The following is a 20129-nucleotide window of genomic DNA, read 5'->3' as shown; positions in this document are numbered from 1 at the left end:
TCGGAGTGTCGTACGCCACTCCTAATCGAGTCCGGATCGATACCTGTCGCGACATGCATCTCCGGTACCCACCCGTCAGTCCCCGAGGGCCCCGCCTGCCACGTTTTGGGGGTGCGGCCGCATAAGCTGCGGTGTGTAAGTGTGGCAATCCAGTGAAGGAGCCCTGTGGCCGCCCCGACGCCTCGCAGTACCGAGATCGACCCGGCGTACAACGCCCGCCATCTGCTCGTCCTCGAAGGTCTCGAGGCGGTCCGGAAGCGGCCGGGTATGTACATCGGGTCCACCGACAGCCGCGGCCTGATGCACTGCCTGTGGGAGATCATCGACAACGCCGTCGACGAGGCCCTGGCCGGGCACGGCGAGCGGATCGACGTCGTGCTCTACAAGGACGGTTCGGTCGAGGTCGTCGACCGCGCGCGCGGCATCCCGGTCGACATCGAGCCGAAGACCAAGCTCAGCGGTGTCGAGGTCGTGTTCACCAAGCTGCACGCCGGCGGCAAGTTCGGCGGCGGGTCGTACAACGCGTCCGGCGGTCTGCACGGCGTCGGCGCCTCGGTGGTGAACGCGCTGTCCGCGCGGCTGGACGTCGAGGTCGACCGTGGCGGCGTGATCTGGACGACGTCGTTCCGGCGCGGTGTCGCCGGTGAGTTCGACGGCGACGGGGCGAGCGCGTCGTTCACGCCGGCGAAGGGCCTGCGGAAGGCCGGCCGCGCGAAGAAGGGTGTCACCGGCACCCGGATCCGGTACTGGGCGGACCGGCAGATCTTCACCAAGGACGCGACCTTCAACTACGACGAGCTGGTCACCCGGGCGCGGCAGACGTCGTTCCTGGTGCCGGGGCTCGAGCTGGTGATCCGTGACGAGCGCGGCGACGAGGTCACCGAGGAGACCTTCAAGCACGACGGCGGGATCAGCGAGTTCTGCGAGTTCCTCGCGACCGACCAGAAGGTGACCGAGGTCGTCCGCCTGGCCGGGACGGGGCACTTCACCGAGACCGTGCCGATGCTCGACGACGCCGGCCACATGACCCCGACCGACGTCGAGCGGGACCTGGACGTCGACATCGCGGTCCGCTGGGGCGACGGGTACGAGACCGAGCTGCGCTCGTTCGTGAACATCGTCGCGACCCCGAAGGGCGGCACGCACGTCGCCGGGTTCGAGCGGGCGCTGTCGAAGAGTTTCACGAACGCACTCGACGGCACCCGGCTGCTGAAGAGCGGCGAGGAGATCATCAAGGACGACGTACTCGAGGGCCTGACCGCGGTCGTGACGGTGCGGCTGGCCGAGCCGCAGTTCGACGGGCAGACGAAGGAAGTGCTGGGTACGCCGGCGGCGTCGCGGATCGTGGCGAAGGTCGTGCAGTCCGAGCTCGAGTCGTTCCTGACCTCGACGAAGCGGGAGTACAAGGCGCAGGCGCGCGCCGTACTCGAGAAGATCGTCGCCGCGTCACGGACCCGGGTCGCGGCGCGTCAGCACCGGGAGCTGCAGCGGCGGAAGACCGCGCTGGAGTCGTCGGCGCTGCCGGCCAAGCTCGCGGACTGCCGCAGCAACGACGTCGACCGGTCCGAGCTGTTCATCGTCGAGGGTGATTCGGCGCTCGGTACGGCGAAGCTCGCGCGCAGCTCCGAGTTCCAGGCGCTACTGCCGATCCGGGGCAAGATCCTGAACGTGCAGAAGGCGTCCGTCGGGGACGTCCTGAAGAACGTCGAATGCGCGTCGATCATCCAGGTGGTCGGGGCCGGCTCGGGCCGGACCTTCGACCTCGAGCAGGCGCGCTACGGCAAGATCATCTTCATGGCGGACGCCGACTCCGACGGCGCCCACATCCGGACGCTGCTCGCGACGCTGTTCTTCCGGTACATGCGGCCGCTGGTGGAGGCGGGGCGGGTCTACACCGCCGTACCGCCGCTGCACCGGTTCGAGCTGACGAACCCGAAGAAGGGGCAGGACAAGTACCTGTACACGTACAGCGACTCGGAGTACCAGCGGAAGACGGCCGAACTCATGAAGAAGGGCGTCCGCTGGAAGGAGCCGCCGCAGCGCTACAAGGGTCTCGGTGAAATGGACGCCGACCAGCTGGCCGAAACCACCATGGACCCCCGGCACCGCACCCTCCGCCGCATCACGGTCGACGACGCCGAAGCCGCCGCCCAGGTCTTCGACCTCCTGATGGGCAACGACGTAGCCCCCCGCAAGGAGTTCATAGTCCAAGGCGCCTACGAACTGGACGAAACCCGCATCGACGTCTGACAGCAGGCCCGCAGAATCTCGTGGGTCGACCCACGAGGTGCAGGGTTGGCGTCCGAGATCCTGGCCGCCAACCCTGCATCTCGGACGCCAACCCACCAAACGCTGGGGGGAGCGGATGCCTCGGTTGGTTTGTTTTGATCTGGACAACACGCTGATTGATCGGGATGGGGCGTTTCTCCAGTGGGCTCGGTGGTGGGCCGAGTTGAACGGGCTGGGGGTGGCCGGGGTTGAGTGGCTGGTTGCTCATGACAACGGTGGGTTCCGGCCTCGGGCGGAGTTGTTTGGGTTGGCTCGGGAGCGGTTTGGGCTTGCCGCTCCTGTGGATGAGCTGGTGGCGGCGTACGACGAGGAGCATCCGTTGTTCGCCTGGGTGGAGCAGAGTGTGCTCGATGGGCTGGCCGACCTGCGCGCGGCCGGGTGGCGGATCGCGGTCGTAACGAACGGCGGGAGCGTTCAGCAGAATCTGAAGCTGGAGTACACGCGGATCGCCGACGCCATCGATTATGCCTGCGTCTCCGAGACGGTCGGTGTCCGCAAACCCGACCGCCGGATCTTCGAGCTCGCCGCAGCTCACACCGGCACAACCCTGACCAACGGCTGGATGGTAGGCGACCACCCCTCCCACGACATCGCGGGAGGCATCGCCGCCGGCCTCCACACGATCCAGATCGGGAGTCGCCACGTGCCCGACGCGCCGACGGCGGACCACCAGTTCGACTCGATCACAGAGGTGTTCCCGGTCATCTTGGCGGGATGACCTGCCCCGGCGCGACCTCGCGGCCGTTGACGGTGATCGTCGTACGGCGGGGTTCGACGGCTAGCTCGATTGTGTGGTTGCGGTAGGTGAGGTTGGTCAGGCTGAGGTTGCCTGTGGCAAGTGGGGTGGGGGTGATGGTGAGGGAGCCGTCGGGGTGGGGGTGGATGCCTAGGAGGCCGGTGAGGAGGGCTTCGGCTCCGGTGAGGCCGGCGATGATGTTGATGCGGCGGCCGGTGGCGGGGGCGCCGGGTTTGTCGGAGTAGTGGTCCTGGGGGAAGTAGGGGTAGTGCTCGCCCATCCAGAACAGGCGGCGCAGGACGTCCCACGCGCGGTCGGGTTCGCCGTGTTCCCAGAGGGTGAGTGCCAGTTGCGGGGCCTCGCCGGTGTAGGCGCCGGCCCCGGACCAGTCGATATCGGCGGTCTCGTAGTGGAGTGGATCCTCGGCGCTGACACTGCTGACGCCGTACTCGCCGAGGAACGCGTCCGGACGCAAGTGGCTGATCAGCGCGGCGGCGACGTCGGGTGGACAGGCGCCGGCGCGAAGTACGTCGTACGCCTGGATCGAGTACGCGAGCTCGGTGTGGCCGTCCGGGTAGCGGCTGCGGAACCAGCCGGCGTCGGAGTCCCACAACTGACGGATCACCTCGCTGCGGATCAGTTGTGCGGAGTCCCGAAGGTCAGCGGCCGGGAGTGCGGCGCCGGTGAGGTCGGACAGGTCGGCGAGGGTGTCGAGGGCCCAGGCGCGTTCGGCGTTGGGGCTTGCGACCACATGTTCCCAGCCGGTGCTCCGCATCTCGAGGAGGTTGCTCTGATCGCCGTAGTCCCGCAGTACGCCGGTCTGCTCATCCGGCTGGAATCGCTTGTCCAGGGCGATGAGTACGTCGTACAGCCGGGACACGAGCGTGGGATCGAGTTGGCGTTCCGCGGCGGCGGCGCGGGCGAGGGAGACGAGTGACCAGCCGCTGTACGCGTAGGCGACGCCGAGGCCGGTGCCGTCGGGGGCGATCGCGTAGCGGTCGGTGAGGTCGGCGTCGAGGAACGACTCGATGATGTCGACGACGCGGTCGCCGAGCATCAGGCTGAGGAGGTTGGGTGCGTAGCCGCCGGTGTCCCACGCGTAGGCGCAGAGCGCGCCGCCGTCGAGGCCGGACGTCGAGAGGAACGGGCGGGTGACGAAGTCCGGGTGATCCCACCAGCACACCAGGCCGCTCGCCAGCGAGCGTCGGTAGTACTGCTCGAGACCTGGGATGTCGGACGTGAGGACTGGGAGCCGGCTGAGTACGTCGGCCAGCGTGTTGGTGGACGGGGTGTGTCCGACCGCGAGCGTGAAGGTGATGCTGCCGTGGGGTGGGAGGGTCGCGGTCAGATCGCTGTGGTGGAAGGGGATTTCGGCGCCCGTGCCCGGGCCGGGTGGGACCCAGCCCCATTCGGAGAGTGGTACCTGGTGGGTCTTGGTCGGGGCGAGGTCGGGCTCGATCGACACCTCGTGGGTGTTGGCGGAGCGGTTGGTGACCGTCAGCGTGAGCTCGTAGCCGGACGCGCCCGGAGCGACAGTCGACTCGACGGCGAGACAGGTCAGTCGACCGTCGGCGTACTGGTGGTAGGTGCCGTGGCGGACCAGGCGGTCGGGACGCCAGGTGCCGCCGGCCGGGAGCAGTCCGCGATCTCCGGCGCCGGGTCGGGCGGCGTCGACGATGCGCCGGCGGTCGACCTCGAACGAGATCGTCAGCCGGCTGTCGGGCGCGGCGAGCGGGGGAGCGAACCAGCCGCCGACGCCGCAGACGGTGTTCGCGAGTTGGGTGACGGTCGCGGTGGTGCTGCGGACCCAGAGCTCGGCGGGCGGTACGGCGCGGCGCAGGTCGAAGCTGAAGTCGTCGAGGGTGTACGGCGGCATGGGCGGCCTTCCTGATTCGCGGACAAGGCGAGGCGCCCGCCACCGAGCGCGCGTGCTCAAAGGCGCGGGGCGGGAGAGCGGGGCGCGCTGGGGTGGGCGTGCCGGACCGGTCCGGGCAGGTGATCCCGGCCTGCGTAGGACCGGTCCAACACGGTGGATCGATCGTGGCACGAGGACGCCGTACGGCGCAATCCCTCGATGGGAAACCGTTTTCGGGTCAGGTGTTGACGGGGTTGCGGGGCGCTGTTACGTTCCGGTGCACAAGCCCGTTGGACCAGTCCAACGGATCCAGCAAGGAGGTGGCCGGATGGCGAAGCTGACGATTCGTGACATCGCCGCGCTGTCCGGTGTCTCCAAGTCGACGGTCTCCCTGGTGCTGAACAACAGCCCGAAGGTGGACCCGGCGACGCGGCGGCACGTGCTCGCGGTGATGCGCCGCAACCGGTACGTCCCGAGTTTCGCGGCGACCGCGCTGGCCAAGGGCAGTACCCGGCTGATCGGGATGGTCGTGCCGGGCCTGTCCTGGCACATGGTTGCCTCGATCAACATCGGCGTGGCCGCGGTGACCGAGCGCAGCGGGTTCGACATCATCCTCTACACCGCGACCAACGACCGTGACTACGGTTCGCTGATCGACCGCATTCTCACGTCGAGTATGGTGTCCGGCCTGCTCGTGGTCAGCCACGAGCAACCGCTGGAGCCGCTCGTCCAGCTGCACTCCGACGGCCTGCCGGTCGTCCTCGTGAACACGATCGACGCCGATGTCGCGCTGCCGTCGGTCACCGCCGACAACTACGACGGCGCACTGACGGCGATGGACCACCTGCTCCAGCTGGGACACGAGCGCATCGCCTGTGTCCAGGGACGGATGGTCTACCGGTGCTGTCAGGACCGCTACCGCGGTTACCTGGACGCGCTCCGGTCGGCCGGCATCCAGCCCGATCCCGAGCTCACCAAACCCGGTGATTTCCTGCCCGAGCAGATCCGCGCTCGGTCGGCGGAGCTGTTTGCGCTCCCTCCGGACCAGCGTCCGACGGCCGTGTTCGCGCACTCGGACGTGACGGCGTACGGCGTGATGACCGCCGCGGCCGAGGCCGGACTGCGGGTCCCGGAGGACGTCTCGGTGATCGGTTTCGACGACATCGAGTCGGCGGCCCAGATCCGGCCGCCGCTGACCACCATTCAGCAGCCGTTCGTGGACATGGGCAAGCGCGCCGCCGAGCTGCTGCTCGACGCGATCGGCCCGGCCGACCCCGACGCTGTTTCCGATGACCAGGAGCCGGTGGATGAGCGTCCCCGGCTCGTGATGCCGACCAGCCTGATCGTCCGGGCGAGTTGCGGGCCGGTGCCCGTGACCCGATCCCCGCGCGGACGCTCGCAGACGAGCAAGACGACCTCCAAGGCCTGATCCGTCCCGGATCGAGGTCCCGCCCGACCGTCCGATCGCAGCAGTCCCCTCGCAGGACCCCGGCGTACCGCCGGCGGGTCCGCGCTGCTGTGCGCCCTCCGAAAGGTTCGTCCAGTGATCAGAAAACTGGCCACCGGGGTGATCGTCGCTCTGGTCGCGGCCGTCGCAGTGGTCGCGATGCAGCCCGCTGCGCGCGCCGACGCCGCCCCCGTCGAAGTCCTCCCGCCCGATGCCGTTGCCAACTTCACCGAGTTCAAGAGCCTCCCGGCCGACGCGACCCAGCAGGTCCCGATCACCGGAAACCCGAACTTCACCAAGGCCCTGCAGATCGCTGTCCCGAACGGTCCACAGAGTCCCGGTCTCGACGGCGAGTACGAGATCACCCTCGGCGTACCGGCTGCCGCGACCGTCACCCAAGGCGATGCGCTCGTCGCCACCCTGTGGGCGCGGGCGATCTCGCCGAGCGCCGGTAACGCCCACGTCGTGTTCGAGACCGACGGGTCGCCGTACAAGAAGTCGCTCAACGCCGCGCTCCGGTACGGCACCGAGTGGCAGAAGTTCCAGTTCCCGTTCCGCGCGACGACGACGTACACGGCCGGCACCACGACCGCGGCGCATCTGAACCTCTGGCTCGGGTACGGCGCGCAAACCTTCCAGATCGCCGCCGTCTCCGTGCAGAACTGGGGCCCGGGTACGCCGGTCGGCTACCCGCAGGTGACGTATGACGGCCGGGAAGCGAACGCGGCCTGGCGTACGGCGGCCAACGCCCGGATCGACCAGTACCGCAAGGGAAATCTCGCGGTGTCGGTCGTCGACGCAGCCGGTAACCCGGTGAGTGGCGCGACTGTTTCCGCCGTACAGCAGACCAGCGCGTTCAAGTTCGGCGCTGCGTCGGACGGCTCGCGCCTGATCGGTGACCCGTCCAGCGGGATCAGCGCCGCCGACCTCGCGCAGTACCAGAGCAAGGCCTCGACGATCTTCAACCAAGGGGCCCTGGGCAACAACTTGAAGTGGAACCACTGGGAGAACCCGACGGAACGCGACACGATCACGCTGCCCGCGATGCAGTGGATGCGGGAGCGCGGACTGCGGATCCGCGGCCACAACCTGGTCTGGCCGTCGTGGGGCTACCTGCCGCCCGATCTGAGCACGCTGCAGAACGACCCGGCCGCGCTGCGGACCCGTGTCAACAACCACGTCCTGGACGAGGCCGGCGCACTGGCCGGGATCGTCGACGAGTGGGACGTCGTGAACGAGCCGTACTCGGAGCACAGCCTGCAGGACATCCTCGGGCCGAACGAGATCGAGTCCTGGTTCCGGCTGGCGCGTCAGGCGGACCCGACCGCGAAGCTCGCCCTGAACGACTACGGCCTCGTCGAGAACAACGGCTGGGAGACCCGCCACCGCGACCATGTCTACAACATCGTGCAGTCGCTCAAGGCCTCGGGCGCACCGATCGACCTGGTCGGCTTCGAGAGTCACTTCAACGGCGTGCAGCTGACGTCGCCGGACGACCTGCTCGCGATCGTGGACCAGTTCGCGGCACTCGGTGTGAAGGTCGCGATCACCGAGTTCGACGTGGACACCGACGACCTGCAACTGCAGGCGGACTACACCCGCGACTTCATGACCGCGATGTTCTCGAACCCGAACGTGAACCAGATCAGCAACTTCGGCCTGTGGACGAAGAACATCTACAACCCGCGCGTCGCGCTCTACAACGACGACTGGTCGCCCAAGCCGAACGCACTGGTGTGGGAGGACCTGATCACTCGCCAGTGGCACACGAGCGTGAGCGGCCAGAGCAGTGCGGCCGGAACGTTCGGAACGCGCGGTTTCCTCGGTGACTACCTGGTGACGGTCACCGTGAACGGCATCTCCAAGCAGGTCAAGGTCGCGATGCCGACCACGGCCGGCGCGTCGGTCAAGGTGACCACCGACGGCATCGCCACCACCGTGCGCACCGATCAGCCGAACCCGATCGGCGACGGCGACTTCGAGACCGGCACCCGCGGCTGGACCCCACTGGGCACCGGTCCGGCGACCGCGGCGAACGCGCACAGTGGTCACGGCGCGCTGTCGCTCAGCCCAGGCTCCGGTGTCACGCAGAACCTCACCGGCATCACGCCCGGCACCAGCTACCTGCTGTCCGGCTGGGGGAGGCTGAACGGCGGCGGCACCCAGTGCTACGCCGGCGTACGGGGAGGTGCGACCGCTGGTACGCCGACCTTCCAGTACGTCCTCTCCTACGCCGACGAACGCGCGTACACACAGAAGTTGGCCGCCTTCACGCCACCGACCGGGACGAAGTGGATTCAGGCGTTCGCCTGGTCGAACCCCGGTACGACTTCGACTGAGTGCACTCTGGACGATCTCGCGATCACCCCCACTGACGGCACGCCGCCACCGGCTCAGGGCCCACCCGCGGTCGCGCTTCGCCTTCCGACGCCGTCGATCCTCAGCAACGGCTCTCTTGAGAACCAGTCGAACACGACGGGCTGGTACTGCCTGGGAACGTGCACCCTGAAGAACGCGTCGACGACCCCGCACACGGGCAGCGGTGACTTGTCGGTGACCGCGCGAGCGGCCGCGTGGGCCGGGCCCGCGCAGGGAGTGCCGGTCGTGAACGGCGGGTTCTACGACTCGTCCGCCTGGGTGCGGCTGACCAGCGGATCGGACACCGCGATGGTGAGCCTCAAACTGACCACCTCAACCGGCTCGACGACCATCCGGCTCGGTGAGGCGCCGGTCACCTCGACCGGGTGGACCCGGATCTCGGCGGCCGACACACAGGTCTCGTGGACCGGCACGCTGACCAAGGCCGAATGGTGGATCAGTACGACGACCGGCACCGGCAGCTTGCTCGTCGACGACGCGTCCTTCGCCCCGATGGCCACGACCGCCCCAGCCGGTACCGGTCCGGCGGAGACCGCCTTCAACCCGGTGCAGCCGACCGCGGCGTGCGTCGTACGCAACACCGGCGACAACACGTACACGGCGTACTTCGGGTACTCCAACGCGAACAGCTACTACATCCCGGTCCCTGTCGGCGCGGACAACGCGTTCAGCCCCGGACCATCCGACCGCGGCCAGACCGTCTCGTTCCTGCCCTTCCAGCGACCGCGCCGCGTGGCGGTCACCTGGGACGGCAGCCCACTCACCTGGCGGCTCGGCGCACTGAGCCAGACCGCGTCGTCGGCCACGCCGGCCTGCAGCTAAGTCACTGGAGGAACACTCATGTCATCACGCATCTCACGACGGACACTGCTCCGCGGGGCGGCCGGACTGGCCGGCGCCGGGGCACTGGCCGGCTGCTCGGCTGACAACGGAGCCAACGGAGGCTCCAGCGGGTCGAAGGCCTCGACGACCATCACCTACTGGGACTGGTACGCCAGCCAGGCCGGCTGGGTCGACAACGAGATCAAGCTGTTCCAGGAGGCCCATCCCGGGATCGCGGTCAAGAAGACCACACAGGTCAGCGACAAGTACGCCGACCTGGTGTCGCTGGCGTACCGGAGCAACAACGCGCCGGACATCCTGATGGTGCCGAAGAGCCCGCAGCTGAGCCAGCAGATCTCGCAGAGCTGGCTGCTGCCCCTGGACAAGTGGGCGACCGACTCCTGGCAGGGACGGTTCCCGGAGAACAGTTTCGTCGAGGGAGTCGACGTCTTCGGCGGAAAGGTCTACACGGCGCCGTTCGCCGCGCCGGCCCCGTCGCTGCAGCTGTACGTCCACCACGGGGTGTTCAAGGACGCCGGGCTGACGAACGACGACGGCAGCGTGAAGCTCCCGAAGACGTGGGACGACGTGACCAGTGCCGCGGAGGCGATCGCGTCGAAGAGCGGTGGGAAGGTCGCGCCGTTCGGGTTCGGCAACTCGACGAACACGACCCTGGCCTGGTGGCTGGATCTGTTCGTCCGCGGCGCCGGGACGCCGGGTGGTGCGGCCGTCGGTGGTATCGACGGGATGGACTACCGGGTCGGCAAGTGGACGTTCGGCACGGACCGGAACTACCTCGACGTCATCAACCTGCTGCTCGAATGGAAGAACAAGAACTGGTTCTACCCGAACTCGATGAGCATCTCCGACGAGCAGGCCCGGGCCTTCTTCGAACGCGGCCGGTTCGGGATGACCGTCGGCGGTGTCTGGAACCAGCCGGAATGGACCAAGCACAAGTTCACCGACTACAGCCTGGTCACGCTGCCGACCCCGTCGGCCGGTGACCCGAAGGCGCTGTTCTACGGCCCGCCCGGTGGCAAGTTCGTGGCGGTCAGCGCGAAGACGACGCATGCCGACGAGGCGTGGGCGTGGTTCGACTGGCTGTACAGCCCCGACGCGGGGAAGCGGTGGGTCGAGCAGGGGCAAGGGCTCTCGGTGTACGCGAAGAACAACGACCCGAAGAGCGTGACCTTCGCACCGTTCGCGCAGTACGTCGCGATGTCCGGCGCCGCGGTCGTCGGGCCGCAGCCGACGATCCGGAACCCGAAGGTGGCGGCCGTCCAACTGCCTGGTGTGAAGCCGGACATCAACGACGTCCTCGCCGGCGTCTACACCGGCCAGCTGAAGGATCCGCAGGCCGCGCTGAACGAGCTGACCGACAAGATGAACCAGGCGCTCGGTGATGCGATCACCAAGGCGCCGGGTGTCAGCGCGAAGGACTTCACGTTCGCTGACTGGGACCTGACCAAGCCCTACACGACCAGGCCGGGGGCCTGATGGCGGTGACCGCCCCGGTCCGCGAGCACTCCACCGACACCGCCCGCGCCGAGCCGCCGCGCTCGGCCGGGCGGCGTCGCGCCCGCCGCCGGACCTACCTGTGGTCGTACGTGTACCTGGCGCCGATGATGGTGCTGTTGCTGGTGTTCGTGGTGTACCCGATCATCGCCTCGCTCGGCTACACGTTCTACAAATGGGACGGGATCGGTGACCCGTCGGACTTCGTGGGGCTGGACAACTTCCGCCAGATCGTCCACGACAGCATCTTCTGGCGGTCGCTCGGCCACACCTTCGTGTACGCCGCGTTCGTCGTACCGATCCAGCTGATCCTCGCGCTGGCGCTGGCGCTCGTGCTGAACAACAAGAAGCTGCGGTTCGCGTCGTTCTACCGAACGTTGTTCTTCCTGCCGGTCGTCACGTCCGCCGCGGTGATCGGTGTCGTGATCCAGCTACTGGTGTCGAACTTCGGCGACTCGATCAACTCGGTACTGCTCAAGTTGCACGTGATCGACCAGCACGTCGACTGGCTGGGGGATCCGCATTTCGCCCTCGGGATCATCATCCTGGTCGGGATCTGGCACACGTTCGGCTACAACCTCGTGTACTTCCTCGCGGGTCTGCAGACCATCCCGGACGAACTGTACGAGGCCGCCCGGCTGGACGGCGCCGGCCGGTTCGCGACGTTCCGGTACATCACGATCCCGATGCTGCGCGCGGTCGGCGTGGTGATCGTGATCCTCGCGGTGATCGGGACCTTCCAGATCTTCGACCTGGTCCAGGTGCTGACCAGCGGCGGTCCGTTCTTCGCCACCGAGGTCGTGAACACGTACATCTACCACCTGGCGTTCGGGGGCAGTAACGCGAACGCGGTCCAGCCGGACATCGGCCTCGCCTCGGCCGCGTCGTTCGTGTACGGCGTACTGCTGATCGCGTTCTCGGTAGTGCAGGTCGTCGTACTGCGCTCACTCGCCAAGCGAAGGGGGACGGTATGACTCGGCGGCGTGCGGTGACCGCGATGACTCACGTGGCCCTGCTGGTCAGTGGGCTCGCGTGGCTCTATCCGTTGTTCTGGGCGCTCGGGAGCTCACTGAAGAGCGACGACGACTTCTTCACCGACGGGCTGAATCCGATGCCGTCGCACTTCCTCTGGGCGAACTACCTGAACGCCTGGCGCGAGGCCTCGTTCAGCAGGTACTTCATGAACACTATTCTGATCACTCTAGGCACGGTCGTGATCACGTTAGTAGTCACTTCCTGCGCGGGATACGTACTTGCCCGCACACGGTTCCCGGGTCGCGGGTTCTGTCTCGGGCTGGTGTCCGCGACGCTCTTCCTGCCGCACGGATACACCATCATCCCGGTGTTCGACCTGATGCAGCGGCTGCATCTGCTGAACAGTCTGTGGTCGGTGATCATCGTCCAGGCGTCCGGGGGAGTGGTCTTCGGAACGTTCCTCTTCATGGGGTACTTCATGGCCGTCGACAGAGAACTCGAGGACGCCGCCCAGGTCGACGGCGCGAACTTCCACCAGACGTTCGCCCGGATCATGCTGCCGCTGTCCGGCCCGATGCTGGCCACGGTCGGCCTGTTCACCGCGATCACCGCCTGGAACAGCTTCTTCATCCCGCTGGTGTTCACGCTCGGCCGGCCCGAGCTGCGCACGCTGGCGATCGGGATGTACGCGTTCATCGGCGAGAACTCGACCGAGTGGACGCTGCTCTGCGCGGGCACCGTCATCACGCTCGCGCCGATCATCCTGCTCTTCGTGCTGCTGCAGCGCTTCTTCGTCAACGGCCTGGCCGGCGCGGTCAAGCAATAGGAGGACTTCATGCGCACTGCGATCGTGGGCACCGGCCACCGGGCCCAGCTGTTCACCGAAGGGCTGGCCAAACGGGACGCGTACGAGGTGGTCGCGTTGTGCGACCCGAACTCGGTACGGATGGCGTTCCACAACCGCATGCTGCTCGCGGCGGGCCGCCGTACGGCGCACCTCTGGCCGCCGGCGCGGTACGACGAGATGTTGCGGGTGGAGCGGGTCGAGCTCGTGGTGGTGACGAGCGTCGACGCGACCCACGACCGATACATCGAGGCCGCGCTGCGGGCAGGCGTACGGGTGATCTGCGAGAAGCCGATGACGACCGACGCGGTGAAGGCGCAGAGCATCCTGGACACGGTTCGGGAGACGGGCGGCTCGTTGTCGGTCGCGTACAACTACCGGTTCAATCCGGTGCATCGGCGGGTGCGTCAGCTGCTCGCCGAGGGTGCGATCGGCCGGGTGCATTCGGTGCACTTCGAGTGGATGCTCGACGTCTCGCACGGAGCGGACTACTTCCGGCGCTGGCATCGCGACAAGTCGAACTCGGGCGGGCTGATGGTGCACAAGGCCAGTCACCACTTCGATCTCGTGAACTGGTGGCTCGGTGCCGAACCGCAAACCGTCTACGCCCGCGGACAGTTGGCGTTCTACGGACCCGGGCACGAGCACGGGTACGCGCGGGACTACGTACGGGCGCACGGATCCAGCGACGCGGCCGACGATCCGTTCGCGCTGCAACTGGCCGACAACGCGACGATGCGCGACCTCTACCTGGACGCGGAGGGGGAGGACGGGTACTACCGGGACCGGAACGTGTTCGCCCCAGGCGTGTCGATCGAGGACGACATGGCGGTGCTGGTCTCGTACGACACGGGCGCCACGATGACCTACCACCTCACGGCGTACTCACCGACTGAGGGCTACCGCGTGATGTTCAACGGATCCGGCGGCCGGCTAGAGCTGAATGTAGAAGAGTCGACATTTACCAGCATCACGTTGCGGCCTTTGTGGTCGGAGCCGATCGATCACACCGTCGAGCATGACCACGAGGGCCACGGCGGCGCGGACCCGCGAGTCCTGGCGGCGCTGCTGGACGGAGAGGAGACCGAAGGTGCTGAGGTCGCCGATGCGCGTCAGGCGGCGCTCGCCCTGGTGACCGGCCTGGCCGCGAACCGATCCTTCGAGACTGGGCTGCCCGTTCGGACGGCCGACATCCTCAGACTGTGATCAGAATAGTGATCACATGCCCACAATTCTGATCACGAGAGGGCGGATCGCAGGATCGCGTGGGCTCCCGCGACGATCGCGTCGCGGTTCGCCTCGTAGGTCGGGTCGGTGATCACGGCCTTGTTGGTCAGGTCGAAGGACAGGACCGGGACGTGCAGGTGGCCGGCCGGCATCGAGGGGTCGAGCAGGTCGCGTTGCAGAGTGTTGCGGTAGGCAACTTCATTGGAGAGGTAGCCGCCACCCGCTCCTTCGGACGCGATCGAACCGGCCGTAGGCCCGTCCGGCCGGCGCACCGGTGTGGTCTCGCCGGCGGGGATCTCCAGGACGGACGTGTTGACGCGGGTGCGGAACGGCGGGACCTCGGTCTGCGCCATCCGCGCGAGGGGCAGGCTCGAGGTGAGCCATTCGGGGCCGGCCGGCATGCTGGGGGAGACGACCGGCGCGCTGATCGTCCCGCCGCCCCAGAGGTTGTTGTTGTCGCCGATCGAGCTGACCGAACGCCGGCGCCCGTTGAAGACCTCGAGATCGAAGATGCCCACCCGGCCCTGGCTGGCCGTCATCACCAGGTCGGCGTGCTGCGGCCCGGAGCGGTAGTGCGGGGCGAGCGCGTCCTCGACCATGCTCTCGTCGAAGTCGGTGTACCGGACCGGGAACATCACCGTCTGGATCTCGTACGTCGTACCGTTCACCCGCCAGCGCTGACCATCGAGCGTCAGCGCGTTGGCGCCGGAGGGGTTGCCGATCCGGATGTCCGCGTCGAGCGTGAACGGGTCGAAACCGGTGACGAGGATCTTGCGGACGCCCGGCGCGAAGCGGGTGCTGGTGATACCGCGGGAGGCGTACTCGAACGAGCGGATCAGGCTGGCGCGTTCCGTCGTACCGAGGCCGAAGGCTGGTTGCCATTGGCGCAGCGCGAGGGCCATTGAGATGCGTGCCCAGTACAGGCCGCGGTCGTCGGTGGCTGGGAGGGCGTCGGTGCCGGTCGGGGTGCGCTGAGCGCGTTGGGTCGCCGTACGCCAGAGAGCCTCGCCCTGGGTGCGTACGAGGGTCGCTGCGGCTTGGCGGCTGGGGACGCGGCACAGGAGTTGCGTGAACAGGTCGATCTGGCGGTCGAAGCCTGAGCGGCGCAGGATCTCGGCGGGTACCGACGGGCCGCCGTTGATGCCCCGGCTGAGTCGCTGCTCCTCGACCGTGCCGACGATCGAGTGGTCCAGGCAGCCGGTGACCGGTCCGCCGCGGAAGGCGGGAGCGGTGTCCGGGAGCGCCTGGGCGATCGGGGCGCTGGAGAGTACGGCGGTCAGCGCGAGGGCGCCGGCGACCAGGGAGCGGTGGAATGAGCTGGGGCGGAGTCTCATAAGGGGTGTCTATCAGATTTCGGGGCGGGATCCGAGAGATCCTCAGTGTTCGTGGGTACTGCAGACTGTATGCAATCTGCTACGGTCGATGAGACGGCACCGCCCCGCCGTCCGCCCCGAGGAGACCGCCGATGAACACCCCGTCCCGCCGCCGCATCCTCAGCACCGCTCTGGCCTTGGGATTGGTCGGATGTGGACGTCAACAGTCTGAGGAACAGGTAGTGGGAACAGTCCCACCGACCGGGAGTTCAGTTGCTGATGGCAAGCAGGCGCTCGAGCGGTTGCTGGCGGGTAATGCGCGGTTCGTGGCCGCGCAGGAGCAGGATCTCGACGAGGGCATCGCCCGGCGGATCGCGGTGAGCAAGGGACAGCACCCGTTTGCGACGATCCTCGGCTGCGTCGACTCACGCGTACCGATCGAGCTCGTCTTCGACCAGGGCCTCGGCGACCTGGTCGTCGTCCGCAGCGCCGGCGGAGCACTCGACCAGTCGGTGATCGGCAGCCTGGAATTCGGCGTCGCCGAACTCCACACCCCGCTCCTGCTGGTCCTGGGCCACCAACGCTGCGGCGCCCTGGACGCCACCATCAAGGCCCTCGACAAGCCCACCGCCCACCCCGGCAAGCTCGGCTACCTCGTGGACACCCTCGCCCCGGCCGTCCGCCAGACCTCCGGCAAGCCCGGCGACCGCCTCACCAACGCCGTCCACGCGAACGTCACCCACGTCCTCGCCGAACTCCGCCGATCACCCGTCATCACCCCACTCGAACAATCGGGCAAACTCCAACTGGCCGGCGCCTACTACGAACTCGACACCGGCAAAGTCACCGTCGAGAGTTAACCGGTCGGGATCAGTCGATTTCGGTGAGCAGGCCGGTGTCGACGTCGTACATGAAGCCGCCGACCAGGATGTCGTCGCCGATCAGCGGGTGTTCGCGGACCGCGGCGACGTCGCGGCGGAGGGCCTCGTGCTGGTCGGGGATGACGTTGATGGGCAGGTAACCGGCCGGTTTCCCGGCGGCCAGCTCGACCTTCGCGCGGAGTTCGTCCTCGGACATCGCAGCCATCGCGCAGCGGGTGTGCGGGATGATCATGATCCGCCGGATGCCGAGCAGCTGCACCCCGAGGACCAGACCGGTCATCGTGATCTCGGTGACCCGCCCGCCGGCCGAACGCAGCACCTTCGCGTCACCGGGCTTGAGCCCGAGCATCTCCAGCGGCGGAATCCGCGAGTCCATACACGTGACCACGCCGATCCCGGCATGGGCGATCCCGTCGAAGCCGCCGTAGTGGAAGTCGGCGGCGTACTCCGCGTTGGCGGCGAGCACATCGTCGAACCCGCCCCTCATCGCCTTGGTCCTGACACTGGGGTACCGGTTTGCAGAATCGACATGGCGAACGGTTCCTTTCCGCAGGAGTCCGGACGGGGTGGATCGGCTGGTGCGCTGGTCACCGGCACGATCCACGACCGCCCGTCGACGTGCTGGACGGTGACAGTGTCGGCGCCTTCGCCGACGACCAGCAGCGAATCCAGTGAGAGATCGCCGATCAGCTCGCGTACGGCGACCTCGGCGGCTTGACCGCGCTTGGTCCAGGTGGACCGGCCGCGCAGCCCGGTCAGTACTGTCTCGCCACGGTCGGCCGCGGCCAGCACCTCGACCGCTGTGTCAACCGTGAGATGCCCGTGCATGGTGCCCGCCGGCAGGTACGTCGCGGTCGGGGCGAACCGGTGCCCGCCCAAGTGATTGGCCTCCCACACCCGGCCTGGCGCGCGTCCGGCCAGCCCGGACACCAGCGGCCGTCCGAGTACGGCGCAGCACTCGTCGCGCTTGCCGTTGGTACAGACCAGCACGATCGGTTCGTCGAGCGGCGTCAGAACGGGCAACGAGGCGAGAGCCGCCGCGCGATCGCCACGGGCGACCGCGCCGAGGTCGAGGTCATTGAGCTCGGACGGATCCGCGACCCGCCCGCCGAGCAGCCAGGACTTGCCCGGCCGCGTGGAGGCGACGAAGACCTGGTGCGACCGCTCGACCGAGTCCGCGTGCCGGCCGGGGGAGCGGATCAGGCCGAACCGTACGTCGACCTTCTTGCACTCGTCGTCGAAGGCGCCGCCGAATCCCGGGTCGAGGTGACTCTGCGTCGGCGCCTTCGCGCCCCACGGACCGGGCTGCTCGACGACGACCCATCCGCTCGCCACGACCGCCGTACCGGGCAACGGCTCCTGCAGCACCCGACAGAACGTCGAGCACAGGCCGGCGGCAGGAGCAGGGGTCACACCAGAACGGTACGCGACCTGAGACGGCTGTCCCTCATGATGATCATCATGTGTGCGCTAGGTGTGAATTGGGCCACGTCGCCCGAGCAGCAGGACACCCAGGATCGCCGCGAGAAAGGCGCACATGGCGGCCCCGGCGAAGATTGCGTGAACTTGTGAAACGGCGGCGTCCCGGAGCGCGTCGACGTACGGGCGGCAGTCGCCGGGGGACGTCGGGCAGAGCTCGTTGGGCGATTTGATGCCGTCGGCAATCGCGTAGTACCGGCGGAGGCCGATCGCGGTCAGCGCGGAGACGCCGACGAGCATGCCGACCATTCGCGCGACGACGACGAGCGCGCTCACCAGGCCGTGGCTGTCCGACGGCGTCGCACCGAGCAGCGCCGTGTTCAGCGGTGACAGCGCCAATCCGAATCCGAAGCCGCAGACGAGCAGTACGACGGTCGCGGGCCAGTGATCCAGCGCCGTACGGCTCCAGAACGCCATCACGACGAACATCGCCCCGGACAAGCCGAGCCCGACGCCCGTGATGAGCCCGAGGCCGTGGCGCCGCGTCAGCCAGCCGCCGACGACCGCGCCGACCGGTAGAGCGATCAGGAACCGCAGCAGCACCAGCGCGGCCGCGAGCTGCCCACCGCCCTGTGTCGTGCGAGCAAACACCGGTACGTCGACCAGCGCCGCGATCAGCGCGCACCCGATCAGAAAACTGACCACGAGCGAACCCCAGGCTGGGCGTCCACCCAGCAGGCCACGAGGCACGATCGCGGCTGGCGTACGTCGCTGCCACAGCGCGAAGGCGACAGCGAACACCGCTGCCGCGACGAGTAGCCACGGTCCGGCTGGCGACATGAGTTCGCGCTCGGGATCTGCCGTCGCGAAGGCGAGCACGACGCCGGCCAGTGCGAGCGCGAGCAGGAGCGCGCCGACGAGGTCGACTCGCTGGAGCAACCCAGCCAGGTGGCCGCGAGTTCGCGCCAGGACGAGCCCGAGCCAGGCAAGCGCCAGTACCAGCGTGACGACGCCGATCGGCGTGAGCAGGCGGGACGTTCCGGTGAAGGGCACGAAGGGCAGACCGAGGGTCACCCCGGATGCGAGTCGATCCGGGGCTGTGAGCGTCAGGCCTAACGCGACGCACGCGAGCAATCCGACGGCGCCTGAGATGCGTGGTCGCCAGCGGCCGCGGAGCAGCAGCGCGAGGATGACAGCGACGACCAGGTTGAGCCAGAAGATGTACCGCCAGTCAGCCACCGCGAGTACGGCGGCACCCAGCAGCGGGCCCAGTACGGAGCCGAGCTCCTGTACCGCCCCGACCACGCCCAAGGGCATCCCGCGCCGCTCGGCCGGCCACAGGTCGGCGACCAGCGCGAGCGTCGCGGGCACCAGTCCGCCACCGCCGACGCCCTGAAGAAACCGACCGGTTACCACCAGCGGCAGGTCGTAGGCGCCCGCCGTGATCAGTGACCCGACCGCGAACAGCAGCAGCGCCCCGACGAGCACCGGCGTACGCCCCGCGACATCCGCGATCCGCCCGATCAGCGGCAGGACCGCGATGTACCCGAGCAGAAACCCGGAGATGATCGGCGCCGCCCGCTGCAGCTCGTCCGCGGACAGCCCTACCCCGGCCATCATGTCCGGCAACGCGAGGACGACGACGTACGTATCGGCCGCCGCGAACGCGACAGCGATCGAGGCCAGCGTGAGGCGGGTCCTCGGATTGCTCATCGAGCTCACGGTTTCGTGATTTCGATCTTCTCGCCGTATTTGTCCAGGGTGACGTCGTAGCTGCTGGTGGCGCCGGTGTAGAACGGGCCGGTGATGGTCGCCGAGACCAGCTGTTTGCTGTCCTTGTCGATCTTGAAGGTGCTCGGGAAGCTCTGGTCGGCCGGGGCCTTCGGGAAGATGCCCTGGAGGGACTTGCCCTCGACGGAGCCGGTGACCTCGGTGAGGACCTTGGAGCCCTCGCGGGTCTCGCCCTTCACCTTGGCGTCCTTGAGCGTCGGCAGGACCGCGGTCAGGCCCTTCGCCGGATCGAGCAGGATCGCCGGGTCGGGCGCGCCGAGCCCGGCCAGCTGCGCCGGTGTGAGCTCGATGTAGCTGGGGGAGAACGACACCTTGGCGTAGACCTTGTTCCCGACCGCGACCACGTCGGCGTCGATCGGCGACCCGGACGACCGCACGGTCAGCTTGCCCTTGAACGCGGGCGCGTGCGTCGCGACGCCGTCACCGCTGGCGAGCGTCTGCGCGTTGTCCGGCAGGTCGCGCCCGGTCAGCACGATGTGCACGCTGGCGGCCTCGTCGATGGTCTTCTTGACGTCGGTCAGCAGCGCGACCGCGTCGCCGCCGGACCCGCCTCCGCCGCCCGACTCCTTCTTGTCGCTGCAGCCCGCCACCGCCAGTACCACGACCGCGCACAGCGCGAGCACTCTCTTCACAGAA

At 68.1% G+C, this 20129-nt stretch carries 15 protein-coding genes; 9 read left to right on the top strand and 6 right to left on the bottom strand.

Translation table 11 applies throughout. The annotated features are described in order from the left end of the window. Positions 1-165: 165 nt before the first annotated feature. Positions 166-2250: a DNA gyrase/topoisomerase IV subunit B gene (locus E0H92_RS33285; RefSeq protein WP_131461679.1), complete on the top strand. Its 2085-nt coding sequence runs from the start codon at positions 166-168 to the stop codon at positions 2248-2250. 115 nt (positions 2251-2365) lie between these two features. Beyond that, positions 2366-3007: an HAD family hydrolase gene (locus tag E0H92_RS33280; RefSeq protein ID WP_131499039.1), complete on the top strand. Its 642-nt coding sequence runs from the start codon at positions 2366-2368 to the stop codon at positions 3005-3007. Here E0H92_RS33280 and E0H92_RS44405 read toward each other — a convergent pair. Then, entirely contained in the window at positions 2991-4901 is a 1911-nt protein-coding gene (locus E0H92_RS44405; protein ID WP_165550143.1) for an MGH1-like glycoside hydrolase domain-containing protein, read from the bottom strand. The two genes, E0H92_RS33280 and E0H92_RS44405, sit on opposite strands and share 17 nt — an antisense overlap. Before the next feature lie 307 nt (positions 4902-5208). Between E0H92_RS44405 and E0H92_RS33275 the strand changes: the two genes are divergently transcribed. The 6 genes from E0H92_RS33275 to E0H92_RS33250 all read left to right on the top strand — a co-directional run bounded on the left by E0H92_RS33275 (position 5209) and on the right by E0H92_RS33250 (position 14068). After that, positions 5209-6309, top strand: coding sequence for a LacI family DNA-binding transcriptional regulator (locus E0H92_RS33275; RefSeq protein WP_165550142.1), 1101 nt, complete (start codon positions 5209-5211; stop codon positions 6307-6309). Positions 6310-6423: 114 nt separating this feature from the next. Continuing rightward, positions 6424-9528 (top strand): endo-1,4-beta-xylanase, encoded by a 3105-nt coding sequence (locus tag E0H92_RS33270; RefSeq protein WP_238173710.1) that lies wholly within the window; start codon positions 6424-6426, stop codon positions 9526-9528. Between the two features lie 18 nt (positions 9529-9546). After that, positions 9547-11025 carry an extracellular solute-binding protein gene (locus tag E0H92_RS33265; RefSeq protein ID WP_238152657.1) on the top strand — a complete coding sequence of 493 codons (1479 nt, stop codon included), beginning with the start codon at positions 9547-9549 and terminating at the stop codon, positions 11023-11025. Then, positions 11025-12017, top strand: coding sequence for a carbohydrate ABC transporter permease (locus tag E0H92_RS33260; protein WP_131461676.1), 993 nt, complete (start codon positions 11025-11027; stop codon positions 12015-12017). The genes E0H92_RS33265 and E0H92_RS33260 overlap by 1 nt, the downstream gene beginning before the upstream one ends. After that, complete coding sequence (locus tag E0H92_RS33255) at positions 12014-12844, top strand: carbohydrate ABC transporter permease (RefSeq protein ID WP_131461675.1); 831 nt, start codon at positions 12014-12016, stop codon at positions 12842-12844. Before E0H92_RS33260 ends, E0H92_RS33255 begins: the two co-directional genes overlap by 4 nt. 9 nt (positions 12845-12853) lie before the next feature. Then, entirely contained in the window at positions 12854-14068 is a 1215-nt protein-coding gene (locus E0H92_RS33250) for a Gfo/Idh/MocA family protein (RefSeq protein WP_131461674.1), read from the top strand. 32 nt (positions 14069-14100) lie between these two features. Here E0H92_RS33250 and E0H92_RS33245 read toward each other — a convergent pair whose 3' ends face one another. Further along, positions 14101-15423, bottom strand: coding sequence for a C15 family peptidase (locus E0H92_RS33245; protein ID WP_131499038.1), 1323 nt, complete (start codon positions 15421-15423; stop codon positions 14101-14103). Positions 15424-15644: 221 nt separating this feature from the next. Here E0H92_RS33245 and E0H92_RS33240 point away from each other — a divergent pair, with 221 nt between their 5' ends. After that, complete coding sequence (locus E0H92_RS33240; RefSeq protein ID WP_238173709.1) at positions 15645-16262, top strand: carbonic anhydrase; 618 nt, start codon at positions 15645-15647, stop codon at positions 16260-16262. A gap of 10 nt (positions 16263-16272) precedes the next feature. Here E0H92_RS33240 and E0H92_RS33235 read toward each other — a convergent pair whose 3' ends face one another. The 4 genes from E0H92_RS33235 to E0H92_RS33220 are packed head-to-tail and all read right to left on the bottom strand — an operon-like array spanning position 16273 to position 20125. Continuing rightward, the gene (locus E0H92_RS33235) at positions 16273-16770 is read right to left on the bottom strand and encodes a beta-class carbonic anhydrase (protein WP_131499036.1); all 498 of its coding nucleotides are present in this window, start codon (positions 16768-16770) and stop codon (positions 16273-16275) included. Continuing rightward, positions 16767-17696, bottom strand: coding sequence for a sucrase ferredoxin (locus tag E0H92_RS33230; protein ID WP_131461670.1), 930 nt, complete (start codon positions 17694-17696; stop codon positions 16767-16769). Before E0H92_RS33230 ends, E0H92_RS33235 begins: the two co-directional genes overlap by 4 nt. Before the next feature lie 57 nt (positions 17697-17753). Continuing rightward, complete coding sequence (locus E0H92_RS33225) at positions 17754-19415, bottom strand: MFS transporter (protein WP_131461669.1); 1662 nt, start codon at positions 19413-19415, stop codon at positions 17754-17756. A 5-nt stretch (positions 19416-19420) separates the two neighbouring features. Beyond that, a complete protein-coding gene (locus E0H92_RS33220) occupies positions 19421-20125 on the bottom strand; it encodes an LppX_LprAFG lipoprotein (RefSeq protein ID WP_131461668.1) in 705 nt (234 codons plus the stop codon). Positions 20126-20129 lie beyond the last annotated feature (4 nt).

The sequence above is a fragment of the Kribbella speibonae genome (assembly GCF_004331375.1).
GTDB lineage: Bacteria > Actinomycetota > Actinomycetes > Propionibacteriales > Kribbellaceae > Kribbella > Kribbella sindirgiensis.
Note: the sequence above shows the minus strand (reverse complement) of the source record. Positions and strands in the feature narration are given on the sequence as shown.